Below are 14,928 nucleotides of genomic sequence, written 5' to 3' on the forward strand. Positions count from 1 at the left end.
CGCGCTCCCGCGCCCTCCGCCCCCCAACGGCGCCGTGCGCGGCGCCCTTCTTCGCAACGACCCGAACCCGAGACCCGCCCATGTCCGCCTCCCAAGTCCACTCCCTGCTCATCAACGGCGAGTGGGTGTCCACCGGCCACACCGCCCCCAACCTCAACCCCAGCGACCTGTCCGATGTCGTGGGCGAATACGTCCAGGGCGATGCTGCCGACGTGGATGCCGCCGTGGCCGCCGCGAAGGCCGCTTTCCCTGCGTGGAGCACCTCCGGCATCCAGGCGCGCGCCGATGCGCTGGACAAGATCGGCACCGAAATCCTGGCTCGCAGGGAGGAACTCGGGGAGCTGCTGGCGCGTGAAGAAGGCAAGGTGCGCGCCGAGGCCATTGGCGAAGTCATGCGCGCCGGGCAGATCTTCAAGTTCTTCGCCGGCGAATGCCTGCGCCTGGCGGGCGAGACGGTTCCGTCGGTACGCCCCGGCATCGGCGTGGAGGTCACGCGCGAGCCCATCGGCGTGGTGGGCCTGATCACGCCCTGGAACTTCCCATCGCCATTCCAGCCTGGAAGATCGCCCCGGCGCTGGCCTTCGGCAACTGCGTGGTCATCAAGCCGGCCGACCTGGTGCCGGGCAGCGCCTGGGCGCTGGCGGACATCATCCACCGCAGCGGGATCCCTGCCGGCGTGTTCAACCTGGTCATGGGCCGGGGGCGTGTGATCGGCGAAGCGCTGGTCAACCACCCCCGGCGTGGCGGCGATCAGCTTCACCGGCTCGGTGGGTGTGGGCCGGAGATTGCTGCGGCCTGCGTGGCATCGGGCAAGAAGGTGCAGTTGGAGATGGGCGGCAAGAACCCGCAGGTGGTGCTGGACGATGCCGATTTGAAGCAGGCCGTGGAACTGAGCGCGCAAAGCTGCTTCTATTCCACGGGCCAGCGCTGCACGGCGTCGAGCCGCATCATCGTCACCGACAAGATCTATCCCGCATTCGTCGAAGCGCTGAAGGTTCGCATCGAGGCCATCAAGGTCGGGGCGGCGCTGGCCGCTGGCACGGACATGGGGCCGGTGGTCAGCCAGGGGCAACTGGAGCAAGACCTCTCTTATGTGGAGATCGGCAAGGCCGAGGGTGGCAACCTGGTCAGCGGCGGCAGCCGCATCGCCTGCCACACGGGCAGCGGCCATGAGGGTTACTTCATGGCGCCGGCGCTGTTTGCCGATACCGTGCCGGCCATGCGCATCAACCGCGAGGAGATCTTCGGGCCGGTGGCCAGCGTGATCCGCGTGAAGGACTACGAGGAGGCGCTGCACGTGGCCAATGACACGGAGTTCGGCCTCTCCGCGGGCATTGCCACGACGAGCCTGAAGTACGCCACGCACTTCAAGCGCCATGCGCAGGCGGGCATGGTGATGGTGAACCTGCCGACGGCGGGGGTGGACTACCACGTGCCTTTTGGGGGGCGCAAGGGCTCCAGCTACGGGCCGCGCGAGCAGGGACGCTATGCCCAGGAGTTCTTCACCACCGTCAAGACAGCCTACACGCTGGCCTGATCGCGCACCGGCCGCCGACCGTCACGGGCAGCCAGCGCCCGGCACGGCCACGTCGGTCGCCCAAAGGACGGCTTCGCGCGCCGGCGTGCGCTTGTGTTCCATGGAATCGGGCGCCACGCAGACGTAGAGCGTCCGGCGCCCGGGACCGCCCAGCGTGCAGGCGAAGGCACCCATCGGCCCGGTCGGCAGCTCCTGCAGGATGCGCCCGCCTTCGGCCACGCGGACGACGCGGCGGCCGAGGGCGTCCGCGAACCACACCGCGCCTTCGGCGTCCAGCACCGCGCCGTCGGGCGCCACCACCAGCGCGGCCGTGGCGCCGCGCACGTCCGCGGCCTGGGGCACGGGGCCGAACACGGCCCAGTCGCGCCGCGGCCCGAGCCCGCCGCCAGGCTGGATGTCGAAGGCGGAGATGCGGTTGCCGAAGGTCTCGCACACGATCAAGGTCCGGCCATCGGGGGTGACCATGGACCCGTTGGGAAAGTACAGGCCCTCGGCGGCCACGCTGGCCTGGCCGTCGGGCTGCACCAGGGCCAGCCGCGCCAGGGTCATGGGCGCGTCGCTCCGCATGTCGAGGCCGAAGTTGCCGACGTAGGCGCGTCCCTGCGCATCGACGACCATGTCGTTGACGTGGCCGCCGGCGATGTGCGAGAGATCGGCGTGCACCACCAGCCGGCCATCGGGCTCCAGCCGCATGACGCGGCGGTCGCGCATCGAGCAGATCAGCAGCCGGCCATCCGGCAGCCAGCCCAGGCCGGACGGCTGCTGCGGCACCGTGGCGATCACCTGCGTCCTGCCGTCGTCACCGACGGTGAACACCTGGTGCGTGTAAAAGTCCGACAGCCACAGACGGCCGTCGTGCCAGCGGGGGCCTTCGAGAAAGCTGAAACCGGCGGCCACGGGGCGGAACGGGGAAGGGGTCACGGCGTCTCCTGTTCGGGTGCGATGGAGCCGCATCATGCGGCATGGCCCGGGGAGAGCGTCGTCCGGCGTGGCTCGCCGGGGCGGATCAGCCGTCTTTTCGCTATGTTTTATATAGCTATTGGCGAAATAACCATGCCGGCCAGTGCCACTTTTTTATATGAATTTTCTCAGCGGCCGGCGCCCGCCTCCGACAGGGCCTCGCGGGCCTGCGCGCCCGAGGGCGGCACGCGGTCGCAGTCGCCGCCGGTGAGGCGGCACTGGCCCTCGTCGCCGCGCCACGGGTGGGCATGGCCGGCGCAGCCGGTCTGGCAGATCACCTGCCGGGCGTCGCGCCACGGCCCGCCGGCCGGCGCCACCGCTGTCGGCCGGGGCGGCGCGGCGCCGGGCCAGCCCAGGCCCCACAGCATTTGCGTGGTCGCCAGCACCCAGCGCGCGCGGCAGTGCATCAGTTCGGCCTCCAGCGCGGCGCAGCGGCGGGCTTGCTCCTGAGCCTGCCGGCTCACGCGCTCCTGCAGGCCGGCCCAGTGGCGCAGCAGCGCGGCGTGCTCGACCACCACCTGGGGCGCCGCCACGCCCTGAGTCACTGCACGGTGGCAGGGCTGCGCAGCCATAGTGCCTTCTCGGGCAGGGCCAACTCGCCCGCCAGAGCGGACCGCGCGACCGGCTCCCAGCGCGCGATGAGGCGCGCCAGCATCTGGCGCATGGGTTCGCTCAACTGGGGGTGGTCGGCCAGCACGCCGAGGTTGCAGACGATCTTGGCGGCCATGGAGCCGACGTGCGGACAGCCCGGCGCGGCCTGCGCCACCCCGGTCATCAGCGCCAGCGTGCCCGCCAGCACGGCCTCGACGCAGGGCAAGGCGTATTCCTCGGTGGCGAAGTCGCTGCCAGGGGAAGAACGGGACATGGACACCTCTTTTCCAGTGATCGGGATGGTCGATGAGGCCAGTATATGAGAACAATTCTCATTTGCAAACAACAACCCTGCTGTCTGCCGAGCGTCCCTTCACCGGGCGTCCCAATAGGGAAGTTCCGAGAACGATTCCCGCAGCAGATCGAGAAAGCAGTGGACCTTGGCCGTCATGTACCGATTGGGCAGGTACAGGGCGTACAGCGCACTGTTGACGGTCGGCTGGTAGCCCGTCAGCAGCGGCACCAGGTGGCCCGACCTGAGGTGATCGCCGACGAGGTAGGTCGGCAGCAGTGCGATGCCCATGCCCGCCAGGGCGTGGTCCGCGATGATCTGGCTGCTGTTGACGCGCAGGCGGCCGCTGATCGGCACGGTGTGCTCCACGTCCCCCTTGGTGAAACTCCACCGCCCCTGCTTGATGACGCTGGGGTAGTGGTAGCACTCGTGCTCCTTCAGGTCGGCCGGCGCGGCGGGCGCACCATGCAGGGCCAGGTAGGCGGGGCTGGCGCACACGACCCAATGGATGGGCGCGAGCCGCCGCGCGATGACGGTGTCGTCCAGGTGGTTGGTGATGCGGATGGCGATGTCGAAATCGCCGCCGCTCAGGCTCTCCAGATGGTCCGATATCTTGAGCTGCACCTCCACGCGCGGGTAGCGCTCGGTGAAGCGCGAAATCACCGGCCCCAGGTGCTGGATGCTGAACAGCATGGGCGCCGTGAGGCGCAGCGTCCCGCGCGGCTCCACGTTCAGCTCCTGGATCGTGGACATCGATTCTTCGGCCAGCAGGAGGATGTGGCTGCTGCGCTCGTAGAACGCCTTGCCAATCTCCGTCAGCCCCACGTTGCGGGTGCTGCGCTCGAGCAGTTGCACGCCCATCTGGCGCTCCAGCTTCGCGATCTGCCGGCTCACGGTGCCCGTCGAGATGCCCAGCTCCGCCGCGGCGCCCGAGAAACTGGAGCACCGGGCGACGCGGACGAACACGGCGATCAGGGAGAGGTGGTCGGGTTCCATGGTTTGATTGTTGCGTATAGGAAATGATGTTTTGATTTTTATACTATTGCCAACATAAATCGCGTCAATATACTGGACCTCGCTGCGTGCCCGAAAGAGGCGGTTTCCGCCAAAAACCAGCGGCCATTTCACACAAGGATGAGGTTTCCATGAGCGAAGATCCGACGGACTCCAAGGCGCAGTTCGAGACGCGCGTGACCCGGGTGGGCCGGGACGAGGCCCTGTCCCAGGGGTTGGTGAGCATTCCGCCCTACCGGGGCTCCACCGTGCTCTTCAACACGGTGGCCGACCTGCAGAAGGCCAGCGGTCACCGCGCCTATGGCCGCTGGGGCACGCCCACCAACCGCGCCCTGGAGGCCGCGCTGGCCGACCTGGAGGACGGCGCCAACGCCATGCTCACGCCCTCGGGGCTGTCGGCCATCACCATCGCCCTGCTGGCCAGCGTCAAGCCGGGCGACCACATCCTGGTCACCGACAGCGTCTATCCGCCGACCCGCTCGTTCTGCGAGACGGTGCTCAAGGCCTTGGGCGTCACGACCACGTACTACCCGCCGCTGATCGGCGCGGGCATCCAGGATTTGCTGCAGCCCAACACCTCGGTGGTGTTCACCGAGTCGCCCGGCTCGGGCACCTTCGAGGTGCAGGACATCCCGGCCATCTGCGCCGCGGCGCATGCGGCGGGCGCGCGCGTGCTGATGGACAACACCTGGGGCACGGCGCTGAACTTCCCGGCCCTGCGCCACGGCGTGGACCTGTCGATCCATTCGCTGACGAAGTACGTGGTGGGCCACTCCGACGCCCTGCTCGGCGTGATCGTGGCCCGCGACCGGGACGTCTATCGCCAGGTGCGAGGCTTTCACGGCGCCATGGGCATCACGGTCAGCCCGGACGACGCCTTCCTGGGCCTGCGCGGCCTGCGCACCCTGTCCGTGCGCCTGCGCCAGCACCAGGAAGGCGCCCTGGCCGTGGCGCAGTGGCTGCGCGAGCACCCGCTGGTGCGCGAGGTGCTGTACCCCGCCCTGCCCGGCGCGCCCGGCCACGACCTGTGGAAGCGCGACTTCAAGGGTGCCTCCGGCCTGTTCGGGCTGGTCCTGAAGCCGGCGTCGGATGCGGCCGTCGCGGCCATGCTCGACGGCATGCGCCATTTCGGGATGGGGTTCAGTTGGGGCGGTTTCGAAAGCCTGATCCTGCACGTCAAGCCCGCCAGCTACCGCATCAGCACGCCGGTTGCCGAGGGGGATGTCTGCCTGCGGGTGCACGTGGGGCTGGAGCACCCGCAGGATCTGATCGCCGATCTGGATGCCGGCCTGAGCCGGTTGGCAACCCATGCGGCCTGATCACCCGCGCCACGACCTTGAACCTTCAACCAAAGAGAGACGAAGCATGAAACTGACACTCCACTCCCTCCTGGCCTGCGCGGGCTTCACGGCGCTCGGCGCCCTCGGCACGGCGGCGCACGCCGACCAGCTCGACACCATCAAGGCGGCGGGCGTCCTGAAATGCGGCGTGGGCTCGCAGTACAAGCCCTTCTCGTTCGTCGCGGACCCGAAGACCCGCAAGTTCGTGGGCTATGACGTGGACATCTGCGAGGCCGTCGCCACCCGGATCGGCGTGAAGCCGGAGCTGGTGTTCATCACCGGCGCCACCCGCGTCACCGACCTGCAGTCGAGCCGCACCGACCTGGCACTGGCCAACCTGACCCACACGCCCGAGCGCGCGCAGCTCGTTGATTTCAGCAACAACTACTTCGCCACCGACGTGAAGATCATGGTGCCGGCCTCCTCGTCCATCAAGAGCTTCGCCGACCTGACCGGCAAGCGCATGGCGGGCATCAGCGGTTCGCAGCACGAGGTGAAGGTGCCCAAGGTCATCACCAGCGTGGACCTCAAGGTCTTCCCCTCGCCGGCCAACGCCTACCTGGCGCTGGAGCAGGGCAAGGTCGAGTCGATGGCGGGCGACGAGACCACGCTCATCGGCTTGATCGGTGGCAAGCGCGACAAGTGGCGCATCCTGGACCAGCCGGTGGACACGCAGCAGATCGGCATCGGCGTGCGCAAGGGCGAGGCGCGCGTGCTGGCCGCCGTGAACGATGCTCTCACCGAGCTGGAGAAATCCGGCAAGGCGGCGCGGATCTTCGACCAGTGGTTCGGCAAGGACTCCGAACTGAAGATGACGCGCAGCTTCGTCTTCGCGCCCTACAAGCAGCCCTGAGCCGGCGCCGAGCCCATGGACGCCTTGGCCTCCATCGACTGGGGCGTGATGTTCCGCCCCGAATACCGGGTGATGCTGCTCCAGGGCATCCGGAACACGCTGGCCCTCACGGCCGGGGCCATCGTGGGCGGGCTGCTGCTGGGCATGGTGGTGGCCTTCGGCCGGCTGGCGTCCTCGCGCTGGATCCGGCTGCCGGCCACCGCCTACGTGGAACTGGTGCGCACCATTCCACTGTTGGTGCACGTGATGTTCTGGTACTTCGCCGTGCCTGAGATGCTGCCCGACGACGTCAAGCGCGTGCTCTACAGGCACGACGTGGGCTTCTACACCTCGCTGGTGGCGCTGATCCTGTACGCGGCGGCCTTCATCTCCGAGGACATCCGCAGCGGCATTCGCGGCATCGCGCCCGGACAGGCCGAGGCAGCGCACTCGCTCGGTTTCGGCTTCTTCGACACCTTCCGCCTGGTCATCCTGCCGCAGGCGCTGCGCACCACGGTGCCGCCCCTGCTGGGGCAGGCCATGAACATCACCAAGAACACCACGGTGGCGCTGATGGTGGGCGTGGGCGAGCTGGCCTTCGTCACCCGCGCGGTCAACGACGCCTCGTTCCTGAGCGTGGGCGTCTATGCCTTCACCACGGTCTTCTTCCTGCTGATCGCCATCGTGCTGACCGCGCTGGGCCAGTGGTATCAGCGCCGTTATCCAGCGAGGTAGGAAGCCATGTGGGAAATCCTGGAAACCTATTGGGTGCAGCTGCTCATCGGCTACTACCCCGATGGCCCGCTGGGCGGGCTGGCGATGACGCTGATCCTGGCCTCCGTGGGCCTGGTGCTGGCACTGCCGGCGGGGCTGACGGTGTGCCTGGGCCTCATCAGCCCCTGGCGGCCGCTGGCGCGGGCGGTAGAGCTGTTCGTGTTCTACATGCGCAGCGTGCCGCTGATCGTGCACCTGCTGTGGATCTACTTCCTGCTGCCCCTGGTGATCAAGGGCGCGCCGCTGTGGCTGGTGGTGCTGGTGGTGATCACGCTGTTCAACGGCGCCTACATGTCGCAGACCATCCGCGCCGGCATCGAAGCCTTGCCCAAGGGGCAGTACGAGGCGGCGCGCTCGCTGGGCCTGTCGCACGGCCGGGCGCTGCGGCACGTGATCCTGCCGCAGGCGCTGCGCAACATGCTGCCGAGCATCGTCAGCCAGTTCGTGCTGCTGATCAAGGAAACGGCGCTGGGATCGGTCATCGGCCTGCACGAGATGACGCTGGAGTTCATGGGCCTGAACGACACGCTGGGCGACAAGGCCATCCCAATCTTCACGCTGCTGGGCATCGCCTACTTCGCGCTGTGCTACCCGCTCACCCTGCTGGGCCGCTACGTGGAGCGCCGCTTCGCCGCCCCGGCACGCAGCGCCCGTGCCACCACCGCCGAAGCCTCCGCGGGCCAGGCTTGACTTTTTGATGGAACCGACGATGTCAGAAAAACCCAAATCCATCGAGTTCCAGGACGTGAGCAAGCGCTTTGGCGACAACCCGGTCCTGAAGAACATCTCCATCGATTTCCACCAGGGCGACGTGGTGGTGATCTGCGGCCCCTCGGGCTCGGGCAAATCGACGCTGCTGCGCACCATCACGCGGTTGGAGACCATCGATTCCGGCCGCATCCTCATCGAGGGCCGCGAGCCCGGCCACTCGGCCCAGGACGTGAACGCGATGCGCCAGCGCGTGGGCTTCGTGTTCCAGAGCTTCAACCTGTTTCCGCACCTGTCGGTGATGGACAACATCTGCCTGGCGCCGCGCCAGCTGCTCAAGCTGTCCGACACGGAGGCCCGGGAGCGCGCCATGGCCCTGCTCACCCGTGTGGGGCTGGCGTCCAAGGCCGACGCCTCGCCCAGCCAGCTCTCGGGCGGCCAGCAGCAGCGCGTGGCCATCGCCCGCACGCTGGCCATGCAGCCGCCCATCATCCTGTTCGACGAGCCCACCAGCGCACTCGACCCCGAGATGGTGGGCGAGGTGCTGGCCGTGATCCGCCAACTGGCCGGCGAGGGCATGACGATGCTGTGCGTGACGCACGAGATGGGCTTCGCGCGCGAGGTGGCCGATCGCATAGTCTTCATGGCCGACGGCGAGATCATCGAAGACGCCTCGCCCGAGCAGTTCTTCACCGCCACGCGCAGCGCCCGCGCCCGCGCGTTCCTGGCCGAAGTCCGGCACGCCTGAACCCGATCCTGAAGAAAGAAAGCCCCACGATGACCACCTCCTACGCCTTCGATGGCCAAACCATGACGGAAGACCTGTTCCGCCTGCTGCGCCTGAAGACCAACCCCATCTGCATGAAGCTCTACGAGCGTGTCGAGGACATGCAGGCCGTGCCCAAGATCCGCCGCCCGAACGCGGTGCACACCACCGACCAGATCGTCGGCCAGGCCGCGCGGCTGGGCTTCACCGTGGGCATCACGGCGGAAGACCTGGTGGGCCCGCAGTGCGGCGTGGTGCTGGGCCTCATGCCGCAGAACGAAGAGTGGCTGGCCGGCAAGCCCTTCGCCGGCGTGTGGTTCGCCACCGAGGCCGACGCGGCCGCGCACCAGAAGGAAATGCACTGCGTGCCCCACGGCCGCTACCGCGCCATGGCGGTGTCGCCCCTGGCCTCGGGGCGCCTGGCGGACCCGGACATCTGCCTCGTCTATGCCAACCCGGCGCAGATGATTTTGCTGATCAACGGCCTGCAGTGGGCGGGCTACAAGAAGCTGGAATGGGGCGCGGTGGGCGAATCGGCCTGCGCCGACTCGTGGGGCCGCGCGCTGGTGACGGGCGAGCCCAGCCTGGCGCTGCCCTGCTTTCCCGAGCGGCGCTACGGCGGCGTGCCCGACGACGAGCTGCTGATGGGCCTCAAGCCCGAGCAATTGGCCAAGGCCATCGACGGCCTCAAGCACCTGGCGGGCAACGGGCTGCGCTACCCCATTCCGCCCTACGGCGTGCAGAACGACGTGCGCGCCGGCATGTCCATCAGCTACGGCAAGAAGTAAGTGAGCAGCACGCCATGACACCCCGCAACACCCACGACGGCATCCGCGCCATCCTCTCGCCGCGCTCGGTGGCTTTCATCGGCGCCTCCGAGGACCGCGCCAAATGGGGCGGCCTGCTGCAGTTCCTGCTGGCCAGGTTCAAGTACGCGGGCGCGGTCTATCCGGTCAACCCCAAGGCCAGCACCATCCAGGGCCTGACGGCCTACGCCAACATCCGCGACGTGCCCGGCCCGGTGGACCTGGCCGTCATCAGCATCACGGTCGATGGCGTGGAGCAGGCCCTGCGCGACTGCGCGGCGGCCGGCGTGCGCGCCGCCATGATCGTGACCGCGCAGTTCGCCGAGACCGGGGCCGAGGGCGCGGCCAAGCAGGCGCGCGTGGTGGCCGTCGCCGAAGAGACCGGCATCGCGATGATCGGCCCCAACTGCATGGGCGTGCTCAACGCCAACGAGAACCTCGCGCTGCTCAACTCCACCGCGCTGCTGGAGTACTTCGACACCATCCCGCGCGGGCGCATCGGCGTGGCCAGCCAGAGCGGCGCCATCGTGGGCGCCATGATCGCGCGCGCCGGCCACATCGGCGCGGGCTTCAGCAGTTGCGCCACCCTGGGCAACCAGGCGGCCCTCCAGATCTGCGACTTCTTCGACTACCTGGTGGACGACCCGGCCACCGACGTGATCTGCCTCTACATGGAAGGGGCCGAGTCCATCGACCGCCTGTTCAGCATCGCGCGCCGCGCCCGTGCGGCGGGCAAGCCGGTGCTGATCACCAAGGCCGGCCGCACGCCGCAGGGCGAGCGCGCGGTGGCCTCGCACACCGCCAGCCTGGCGGGCTCCTACGACGCCTTCGTGGCGCGCTGCCGCGAAGCCGGCATCCTGGTGCAGACCGATGCGCTGCAGATGCTGCTCACGGCGCAGGCACTGCAGTCCTACCCGCTGCCGCGCGTGGATGGCGTGGCGCTGTTCAGCGGCTCCGGCGGCGCGGGCGCGCTGGGCACGGACGCGCTGGCCGACCACGGCCTGACCATGCCCGAGCTGGGCGCCGACACGCGCCAGGCGCTCGCCGCCTTCGTGACCGAGGCCAACCAGCAACTGCCCTACGACATGGGCGCCGTCATGGCCGGGCCCGGCAAGGGCCGCGCCGACGTCATCGAGGCGTCGCTGGAACCCGTCGTGCGCGATCCGGCCGTGGGCATGTGCCTGTACATCATGACGCCGCAGGGCCACATGTCCGGGATCGCGCAGCTGTTCACCGAACTGGGGCGGCGCCATGGCAAGCCGTGCCTGGTGGTCAACAGCGCCAGCGGCATCACCGAGGCGATGCGCCTGCGGCTGATCGAGCTGGGCGTGCCCTTCTTCCCGAGCGTGCAGGAAGCGCTGGTCACCGTGAAGGACCTGCTGCGCGCCGCGCATTACCAGGCGCCGCAGGACGCGGTCCTGCCGCCCCTACCGGCCGGCGTCGAGGCGGTGGCCGCGAGCCTGCCCCAGGGCATGCTGTCGGAGGAAGACGCCAAGCGCCTGCTGGCGGCGGCCGGCATTCCCGTGGCGCAAGGCGAACTGGCCGCCGATGCCGAGCAGGCGGCGCGTATCGCGCAGGCCATGGGCTACCCGGTCGTCATGAAGGTCGTGGCGGACGGCATCACGCACAAGAGCGACATGGGCGGCGTCAAGCTCGACCTGGCCGATGCCGCCGCCGTGCGCGAGGCCTTCGCGCGGATCGAGGCCGCGGCCGCCCGCGTGCCCGGGGCGCGCTTCGAGGGCTGCCTGGTGCAGCCCATGATCCAGGGCGACGTGGAGCTGATGGTCGGCACCGTGCACGACGAGCAGTTCGGCCCCTTCGTCCTGGTCGGCACCGGAGGCACGCTGGTGGAGCTGCTGAAGGACACGCAATTGCTGCCCGCGCCAGCCAGCCCGCGCGCCATCGAGCAGGCGCTGCGCGGCCTGCGCTTCTTCCCGCTGCTGGACGGCTACCGGGGGCGCGAGAAGGCCGACATCCCGGCCATCGCCCGCATCGTGCACCAGGTCTCGGTCCTCGCCGCGACGCTGGGGCCGCGCCTGGCGGAACTGGACATCAATCCCCTGCGCGTGCAGGGAAGCCGGGCGGTGGCCGCGGACGCCCGCGCACGCTGGGTGGCCTGATCGACGGTTCCTTGCCGCCGGGCCTCTGCCGATAATGCCGCCATCACGCAACGGCACGGGAGCAGAACATGCAGATCGAGGGCAAGATGTTCATCGTCACCGGCGGCGCGTCGGGCCTGGGCGAAGGCACGGCGCGCATGCTGGCGGCCGAAGGCGGCCAGGTGGTCATCGCCGACATGCAGGCCGACAAGGGCGAGGCCGTGGCCAAGGACATCGGCGGCGCCTTCGTGAAGTGCGACGTGAGCAGCGAGGCCGACGGGCAGGCGGCCGTGGCCAAGGCCGCGTCGATGGGCAAGCTGATGGGCCTGGTCAACTGCGCCGGCATCGCCCCGGCCGAGAAGACGGTGGGCAAGAGCGGCCCGCACCGGCTGGACCTGTACGCCAGGGTGGTCGTGGTCAACCTGGTGGGCACCTTCAACATGATCCGCCTGGCGGCCGACGCCATGAGCCGCAACGAGCCCGAGTCCACCGGCGAGCGCGGCGTGCTGGTCTCCACCGCCAGCATCGCCGCCTACGAAGGGCAGATCGGCCAGGCGGCGTACGCCGCCAGCAAGGGCGGCGTGGTGGGCATGACGCTGCCGATCGCGCGCGATCTGGCGAAGAGCGGCATCCGCAACATGACCATCGCGCCGGGCATCTTCGGCACGCCCATGCTCTTCGGCATGCCGCGGGACGTGCAGGACGCGCTGGCCGCCGGCGTGCCCTTCCCCAGCCGCCTGGGCACCCCGGCGGACTACGCCCGGCTGGTCAGGCACATCATCGAGAACGACATGCTCAACGGCGAGGTGATCCGCCTCGACGGCGCGATCCGCCTGGCGCCGAAGTAAATGGCCACGCGCCCCGAAACGCTGGCCTTCCTGCTCGACCAGCTCGGCGCGCTGCCCGGCCTGCGCACGCGCCGCATGTTCGGCGAATACTGCGTGTACCTTCATGAGAAGCCCGCCGCCTTCGTCTGCGACGACCAGCTCTACGTCAAGACCACCGACGCCGGCCGCGCGCTGCTGAACGCGCCCGCGCATGGCCAGCCTTACCCCGGCGCCAAGCCCTACTTCCTGCTGACCGCCGACGCCTGGGAGGACGCCGACGCCTTGCGCGCGCTGCTGCTGGCCACCGCGCAAGCCCTGCCGGCGCCACGCCCTCGCACCCGCCGATCCACGCGTTGAGCGCCTGCGGAAAACTACGTTTTTCATAGCTTATACCGCAATGTGGATGCGGGCTGGTGGGCAATTTCGTTCAAGAAAAGATCACATCGCCGCTGGCAGCGCTCTGCGCTACCATGGCCTTTTCCCAGCCCGAGACGAAAGGCCGCCCCATGAAAGCCACCCGCCCGTCCACCCTGAGCGCCCTGGCCGCCGCCGCCCTGCTCGCCGGCTGCGCCAGCGGCTTGCGCTACACGCCACCGGCCGCCGCGCCCCTGGCGCCCGAGGGCGCCTCCGGCTGGACCGACAAGCCCGGCTGGGCGACCGAGAAGTTCGCCGTCGCCGCCGCCAACCCGCTGGCCACCGACGCCGGCTACCAGGTGCTCAAGGCCGGCGGCAGCGCGGTCGATGCGGCCATCGCGGTGCAGATGGTGCTGACCCTGGTCGAGCCGCAGTCCAGCGGCATCGGCGGCGGCGCCTTCCTGCTGCACGCCGCCGGCACCGACGTGACGGCCTGGGACGGCCGCGAGACCGCGCCCGCCGCCGCCGACGAGAAGCTCTTCCTCACGCCCGAGGGTAAGCCCATGGCCTTCCACGACGGCGTGGTCGGCGGCCGCTCGGTCGGCGTGCCCGGCACCGTGCGCATGCTGGAGCAGGCGCACCGGGCGCACGGCAGGCTGCCCTGGGCGCAGCTCTTCCAGCCGGCCATCCGGCTCGCCGAGCAGGGCTTCCAGGTCAGCCCGCGCCTGAACACGCTGCTGAAGAACGAGCCGCACCTGAAGAAGGACCCGGTGGCCGCCGCCTACTTCCACGACGCCGGCGGCAACCCCTGGCCCGTCGGCCACGTGCTGAAGAACCCGGAGCTGGCCCAGGTGCTCAAGGGCATCGCCGCGCGCGGCTCGGCCGCGCTGCTGGAAGGCCCGGTGGCGCAGGCCATCGTCGACAAGGTGCAGAAGCACCCCACCAACCCCGGCAAGCTGTCGCTGGCCGACCTGGCCGGCTACGCGCCCCAGCGCCGCGCGCCGCTGTGCCACGACCTGCGCGTGGCGCCGGCCGGCCCGGCGTACGAGGTCTGCGGCTTTCCGCCGCCCAGCTCCGGCGCCATCGCCATCGGCCAGATCCTGGGCATCCTGGCGCGGACGCCCGCCGCCGGCGCGCCGCTGGGTGCGGACGGCCTGCCCACGGCCGACTGGCTGCACCACTACCTGGAGGCCTCGCGCCTGGCCTTCGCCGACCGGGCGCTGTACGTGGCCGACCCCGACTTCGTGCAGCCGCCCGCCGGCAGCTGGACGAGCCTGCTGGCGCCCGCCTACCTGGCCGAGCGCGCCAAGCTGATCGGCGCGCAGAGCCTCAAGGTCGCCCAGCCCGGCAACCCCGGCGGCGCCAGGACCAGCTTCGCGCCGATGGCGCCGCAGCCCGAGTACGGCACCAGCCACATCAGCATCGTGGACGGCCGGGGCAACGCGCTGGCCATGACCACCACCATCGAGGACCAGTTCGGCGCGCGCCAGATGGTCAAGGGCTTCCTGCTGAACAACGAGCTGACCGACTTCAGCTTCGCCCCCGCCGATGCGCAGGGCCAGCCCATCGCCAACCGCGTGCAGCCCGGCAAGCGCCCGCGCTCGTCGATGTCGCCCACGCTGGTGTTCGAGAAGAACGCGGACGGCAGCCGCGGCCCGATGGTGATGAGCGGCGGCAGCCCCGGCGGCGCTCTCATCATCCACTTCACGGCCAAGACGCTGCACGGCGTGCTGGGCTGGGGCCTGACGCCGCAGCAGGCCATCGACCTACCTAACTTCGCCAGCCTGAACGGCCCCAGCATCCTGGAGGAGAAGAAGTTCCCGCCCGCCACCGTGGAGGCCCTGCGAGCGCGCGGCGCCGAAGTGCGCGAGATGGCCATGACCAGCGGCCTGCAGGCCATCACCCGCGCCCAGATCCACGGCAAGCCCATGCGGCTGGGCGGCGCCGACCCGCGGCGCGAAGGCGTGGTGATGGGTGACTGACCGGTTTTCCCCTGATCCATGACCAAAGCGGCATGCACAATGCCGC

At 69.6% G+C, this 14,928-nt stretch carries 14 protein-coding genes and 1 pseudogene; 11 read left to right on the forward strand and 4 right to left on the reverse strand.

What is annotated here, in order from left to right:
- The first annotated feature begins 80 nt into the window (after nt 1–80).
- Nucleotides 81–1,537: pseudogene (locus IPG65_RS16745) on the forward strand (aldehyde dehydrogenase family protein).
- A gap of 21 nt (nt 1,538–1,558) precedes the next feature.
- On the opposite strand, the gene IPG65_RS16750 reads toward IPG65_RS16745, so the two are convergent.
- The 4 genes from IPG65_RS16750 to IPG65_RS16765 all read right to left on the reverse strand — a co-directional run bounded on the left by IPG65_RS16750 (nt 1,559) and on the right by IPG65_RS16765 (nt 4,376).
- A complete protein-coding gene (locus tag IPG65_RS16750; RefSeq protein WP_293191992.1) occupies nt 1,559–2,458 on the reverse strand; it encodes an SMP-30/gluconolactonase/LRE family protein in 900 nt (299 codons plus the stop codon).
- 167 nt (nt 2,459–2,625) lie between these two features.
- Nucleotides 2,626–3,069: a hypothetical protein gene (locus IPG65_RS16755; RefSeq protein ID WP_293191993.1), complete on the reverse strand. Its 444-nt coding sequence runs from the start codon at nt 3,067–3,069 to the stop codon at nt 2,626–2,628.
- Nucleotides 3,039–3,362, reverse strand: a complete 324-nt coding sequence (locus IPG65_RS16760) for a hypothetical protein (RefSeq protein WP_293191994.1) — start codon at nt 3,360–3,362, stop codon at nt 3,039–3,041. The genes IPG65_RS16755 and IPG65_RS16760 overlap by 31 nt, the downstream gene beginning before the upstream one ends.
- 99 nt (nt 3,363–3,461) lie before the next feature.
- A complete protein-coding gene (locus IPG65_RS16765) occupies nt 3,462–4,376 on the reverse strand; it encodes a LysR family transcriptional regulator (protein ID WP_293191996.1) in 915 nt (304 codons plus the stop codon).
- Between the two features lie 149 nt (nt 4,377–4,525).
- On the opposite strand from IPG65_RS16765, the gene metC reads away from it, so the two are divergent.
- From metC to IPG65_RS16815, 10 genes are all read left to right on the forward strand, one after another.
- A complete protein-coding gene (gene metC, locus IPG65_RS16770) occupies nt 4,526–5,713 on the forward strand; it encodes a cystathionine beta-lyase (RefSeq protein ID WP_293191998.1) in 1,188 nt (395 codons plus the stop codon).
- 46 nt (nt 5,714–5,759) lie between these two features.
- On the forward strand, nt 5,760–6,587 hold the full coding sequence (locus tag IPG65_RS16775; protein WP_293192000.1) for a transporter substrate-binding domain-containing protein: 828 nt from the start codon (nt 5,760–5,762) through the stop codon (nt 6,585–6,587).
- 15 nt (nt 6,588–6,602) lie between these two features.
- A complete protein-coding gene (locus tag IPG65_RS16780) occupies nt 6,603–7,301 on the forward strand; it encodes an amino acid ABC transporter permease (protein ID WP_293192002.1) in 699 nt (232 codons plus the stop codon).
- A 6-nt stretch (nt 7,302–7,307) separates the two neighbouring features.
- The gene (locus IPG65_RS16785) at nt 7,308–8,030 is read left to right on the forward strand and encodes an amino acid ABC transporter permease (protein ID WP_293192004.1); all 723 of its coding nucleotides are present in this window, start codon (nt 7,308–7,310) and stop codon (nt 8,028–8,030) included.
- Nucleotides 8,031–8,049: 19 nt separating this feature from the next.
- Nucleotides 8,050–8,796 (forward strand): amino acid ABC transporter ATP-binding protein, encoded by a 747-nt coding sequence (locus tag IPG65_RS16790; protein ID WP_293192006.1) that lies wholly within the window; start codon nt 8,050–8,052, stop codon nt 8,794–8,796.
- A 29-nt stretch (nt 8,797–8,825) separates the two neighbouring features.
- Nucleotides 8,826–9,602: a DUF169 domain-containing protein gene (locus IPG65_RS16795; RefSeq protein ID WP_293192008.1), complete on the forward strand. Its 777-nt coding sequence runs from the start codon at nt 8,826–8,828 to the stop codon at nt 9,600–9,602.
- A 14-nt stretch (nt 9,603–9,616) separates the two neighbouring features.
- Nucleotides 9,617–11,740 carry an acetate--CoA ligase family protein gene (locus IPG65_RS16800; protein ID WP_293192010.1) on the forward strand — a complete coding sequence of 708 codons (2,124 nt, stop codon included), beginning with the start codon at nt 9,617–9,619 and terminating at the stop codon, nt 11,738–11,740.
- Nucleotides 11,741–11,808: 68 nt separating this feature from the next.
- Nucleotides 11,809–12,567, forward strand: coding sequence for a 3-hydroxyacyl-CoA dehydrogenase (locus IPG65_RS16805; RefSeq protein WP_293192012.1), 759 nt, complete (start codon nt 11,809–11,811; stop codon nt 12,565–12,567).
- Nucleotides 12,568–12,903 (forward strand): TfoX/Sxy family protein, encoded by a 336-nt coding sequence (locus IPG65_RS16810; RefSeq protein WP_293192014.1) that lies wholly within the window; start codon nt 12,568–12,570, stop codon nt 12,901–12,903.
- Between the two features lie 149 nt (nt 12,904–13,052).
- Complete coding sequence (locus IPG65_RS16815) at nt 13,053–14,882, forward strand: gamma-glutamyltransferase family protein (protein WP_293192016.1); 1,830 nt, start codon at nt 13,053–13,055, stop codon at nt 14,880–14,882.
- The last annotated feature ends 46 nt before the right edge of the window (nt 14,883–14,928 follow it).

Origin of the sequence: Ottowia sp. (assembly GCF_016703145.1) — a bacterium.
GTDB lineage: Bacteria > Pseudomonadota > Gammaproteobacteria > Burkholderiales > Burkholderiaceae_C > Ottowia.

What these genes read in the sequence shown, in the direction of transcription:
- IPG65_RS16795 (WP_293192008.1), top strand. Translation starts at nt 8,826, where the DNA reads ATGACCACCTCCTACGCCTTCGATGGCCAAACCATGACGGAAGACCTG.
- IPG65_RS16790 (WP_293192006.1), top strand. Translation starts at nt 8,050, where the DNA reads ATGTCAGAAAAACCCAAATCCATCGAGTTCCAGGACGTGAGCAAGCGC.
- IPG65_RS16780 (WP_293192002.1), top strand. Translation starts at nt 6,603, where the DNA reads ATGGACGCCTTGGCCTCCATCGACTGGGGCGTGATGTTCCGCCCCGAA.
- IPG65_RS16755 (WP_293191993.1), bottom strand. Translation starts at nt 3,069, where the DNA reads ATGGCTGCGCAGCCCTGCCACCGTGCAGTGACTCAGGGCGTGGCGGCG.
- IPG65_RS16810 (WP_293192014.1), top strand. Translation starts at nt 12,568, where the DNA reads ATGGCCACGCGCCCCGAAACGCTGGCCTTCCTGCTCGACCAGCTCGGC.
- IPG65_RS16785 (WP_293192004.1), top strand. Translation starts at nt 7,308, where the DNA reads ATGTGGGAAATCCTGGAAACCTATTGGGTGCAGCTGCTCATCGGCTAC.
- IPG65_RS16800 (WP_293192010.1), top strand. Translation starts at nt 9,617, where the DNA reads ATGACACCCCGCAACACCCACGACGGCATCCGCGCCATCCTCTCGCCG.
- metC (WP_293191998.1), top strand. Translation starts at nt 4,526, where the DNA reads ATGAGCGAAGATCCGACGGACTCCAAGGCGCAGTTCGAGACGCGCGTG.
- IPG65_RS16760 (WP_293191994.1), bottom strand. Translation starts at nt 3,362, where the DNA reads ATGTCCCGTTCTTCCCCTGGCAGCGACTTCGCCACCGAGGAATACGCC.
- IPG65_RS16775 (WP_293192000.1), top strand. Translation starts at nt 5,760, where the DNA reads ATGAAACTGACACTCCACTCCCTCCTGGCCTGCGCGGGCTTCACGGCG.
- IPG65_RS16765 (WP_293191996.1), bottom strand. Translation starts at nt 4,376, where the DNA reads ATGGAACCCGACCACCTCTCCCTGATCGCCGTGTTCGTCCGCGTCGCC.
- IPG65_RS16815 (WP_293192016.1), top strand. Translation starts at nt 13,053, where the DNA reads ATGAAAGCCACCCGCCCGTCCACCCTGAGCGCCCTGGCCGCCGCCGCC.
- IPG65_RS16805 (WP_293192012.1), top strand. Translation starts at nt 11,809, where the DNA reads ATGCAGATCGAGGGCAAGATGTTCATCGTCACCGGCGGCGCGTCGGGC.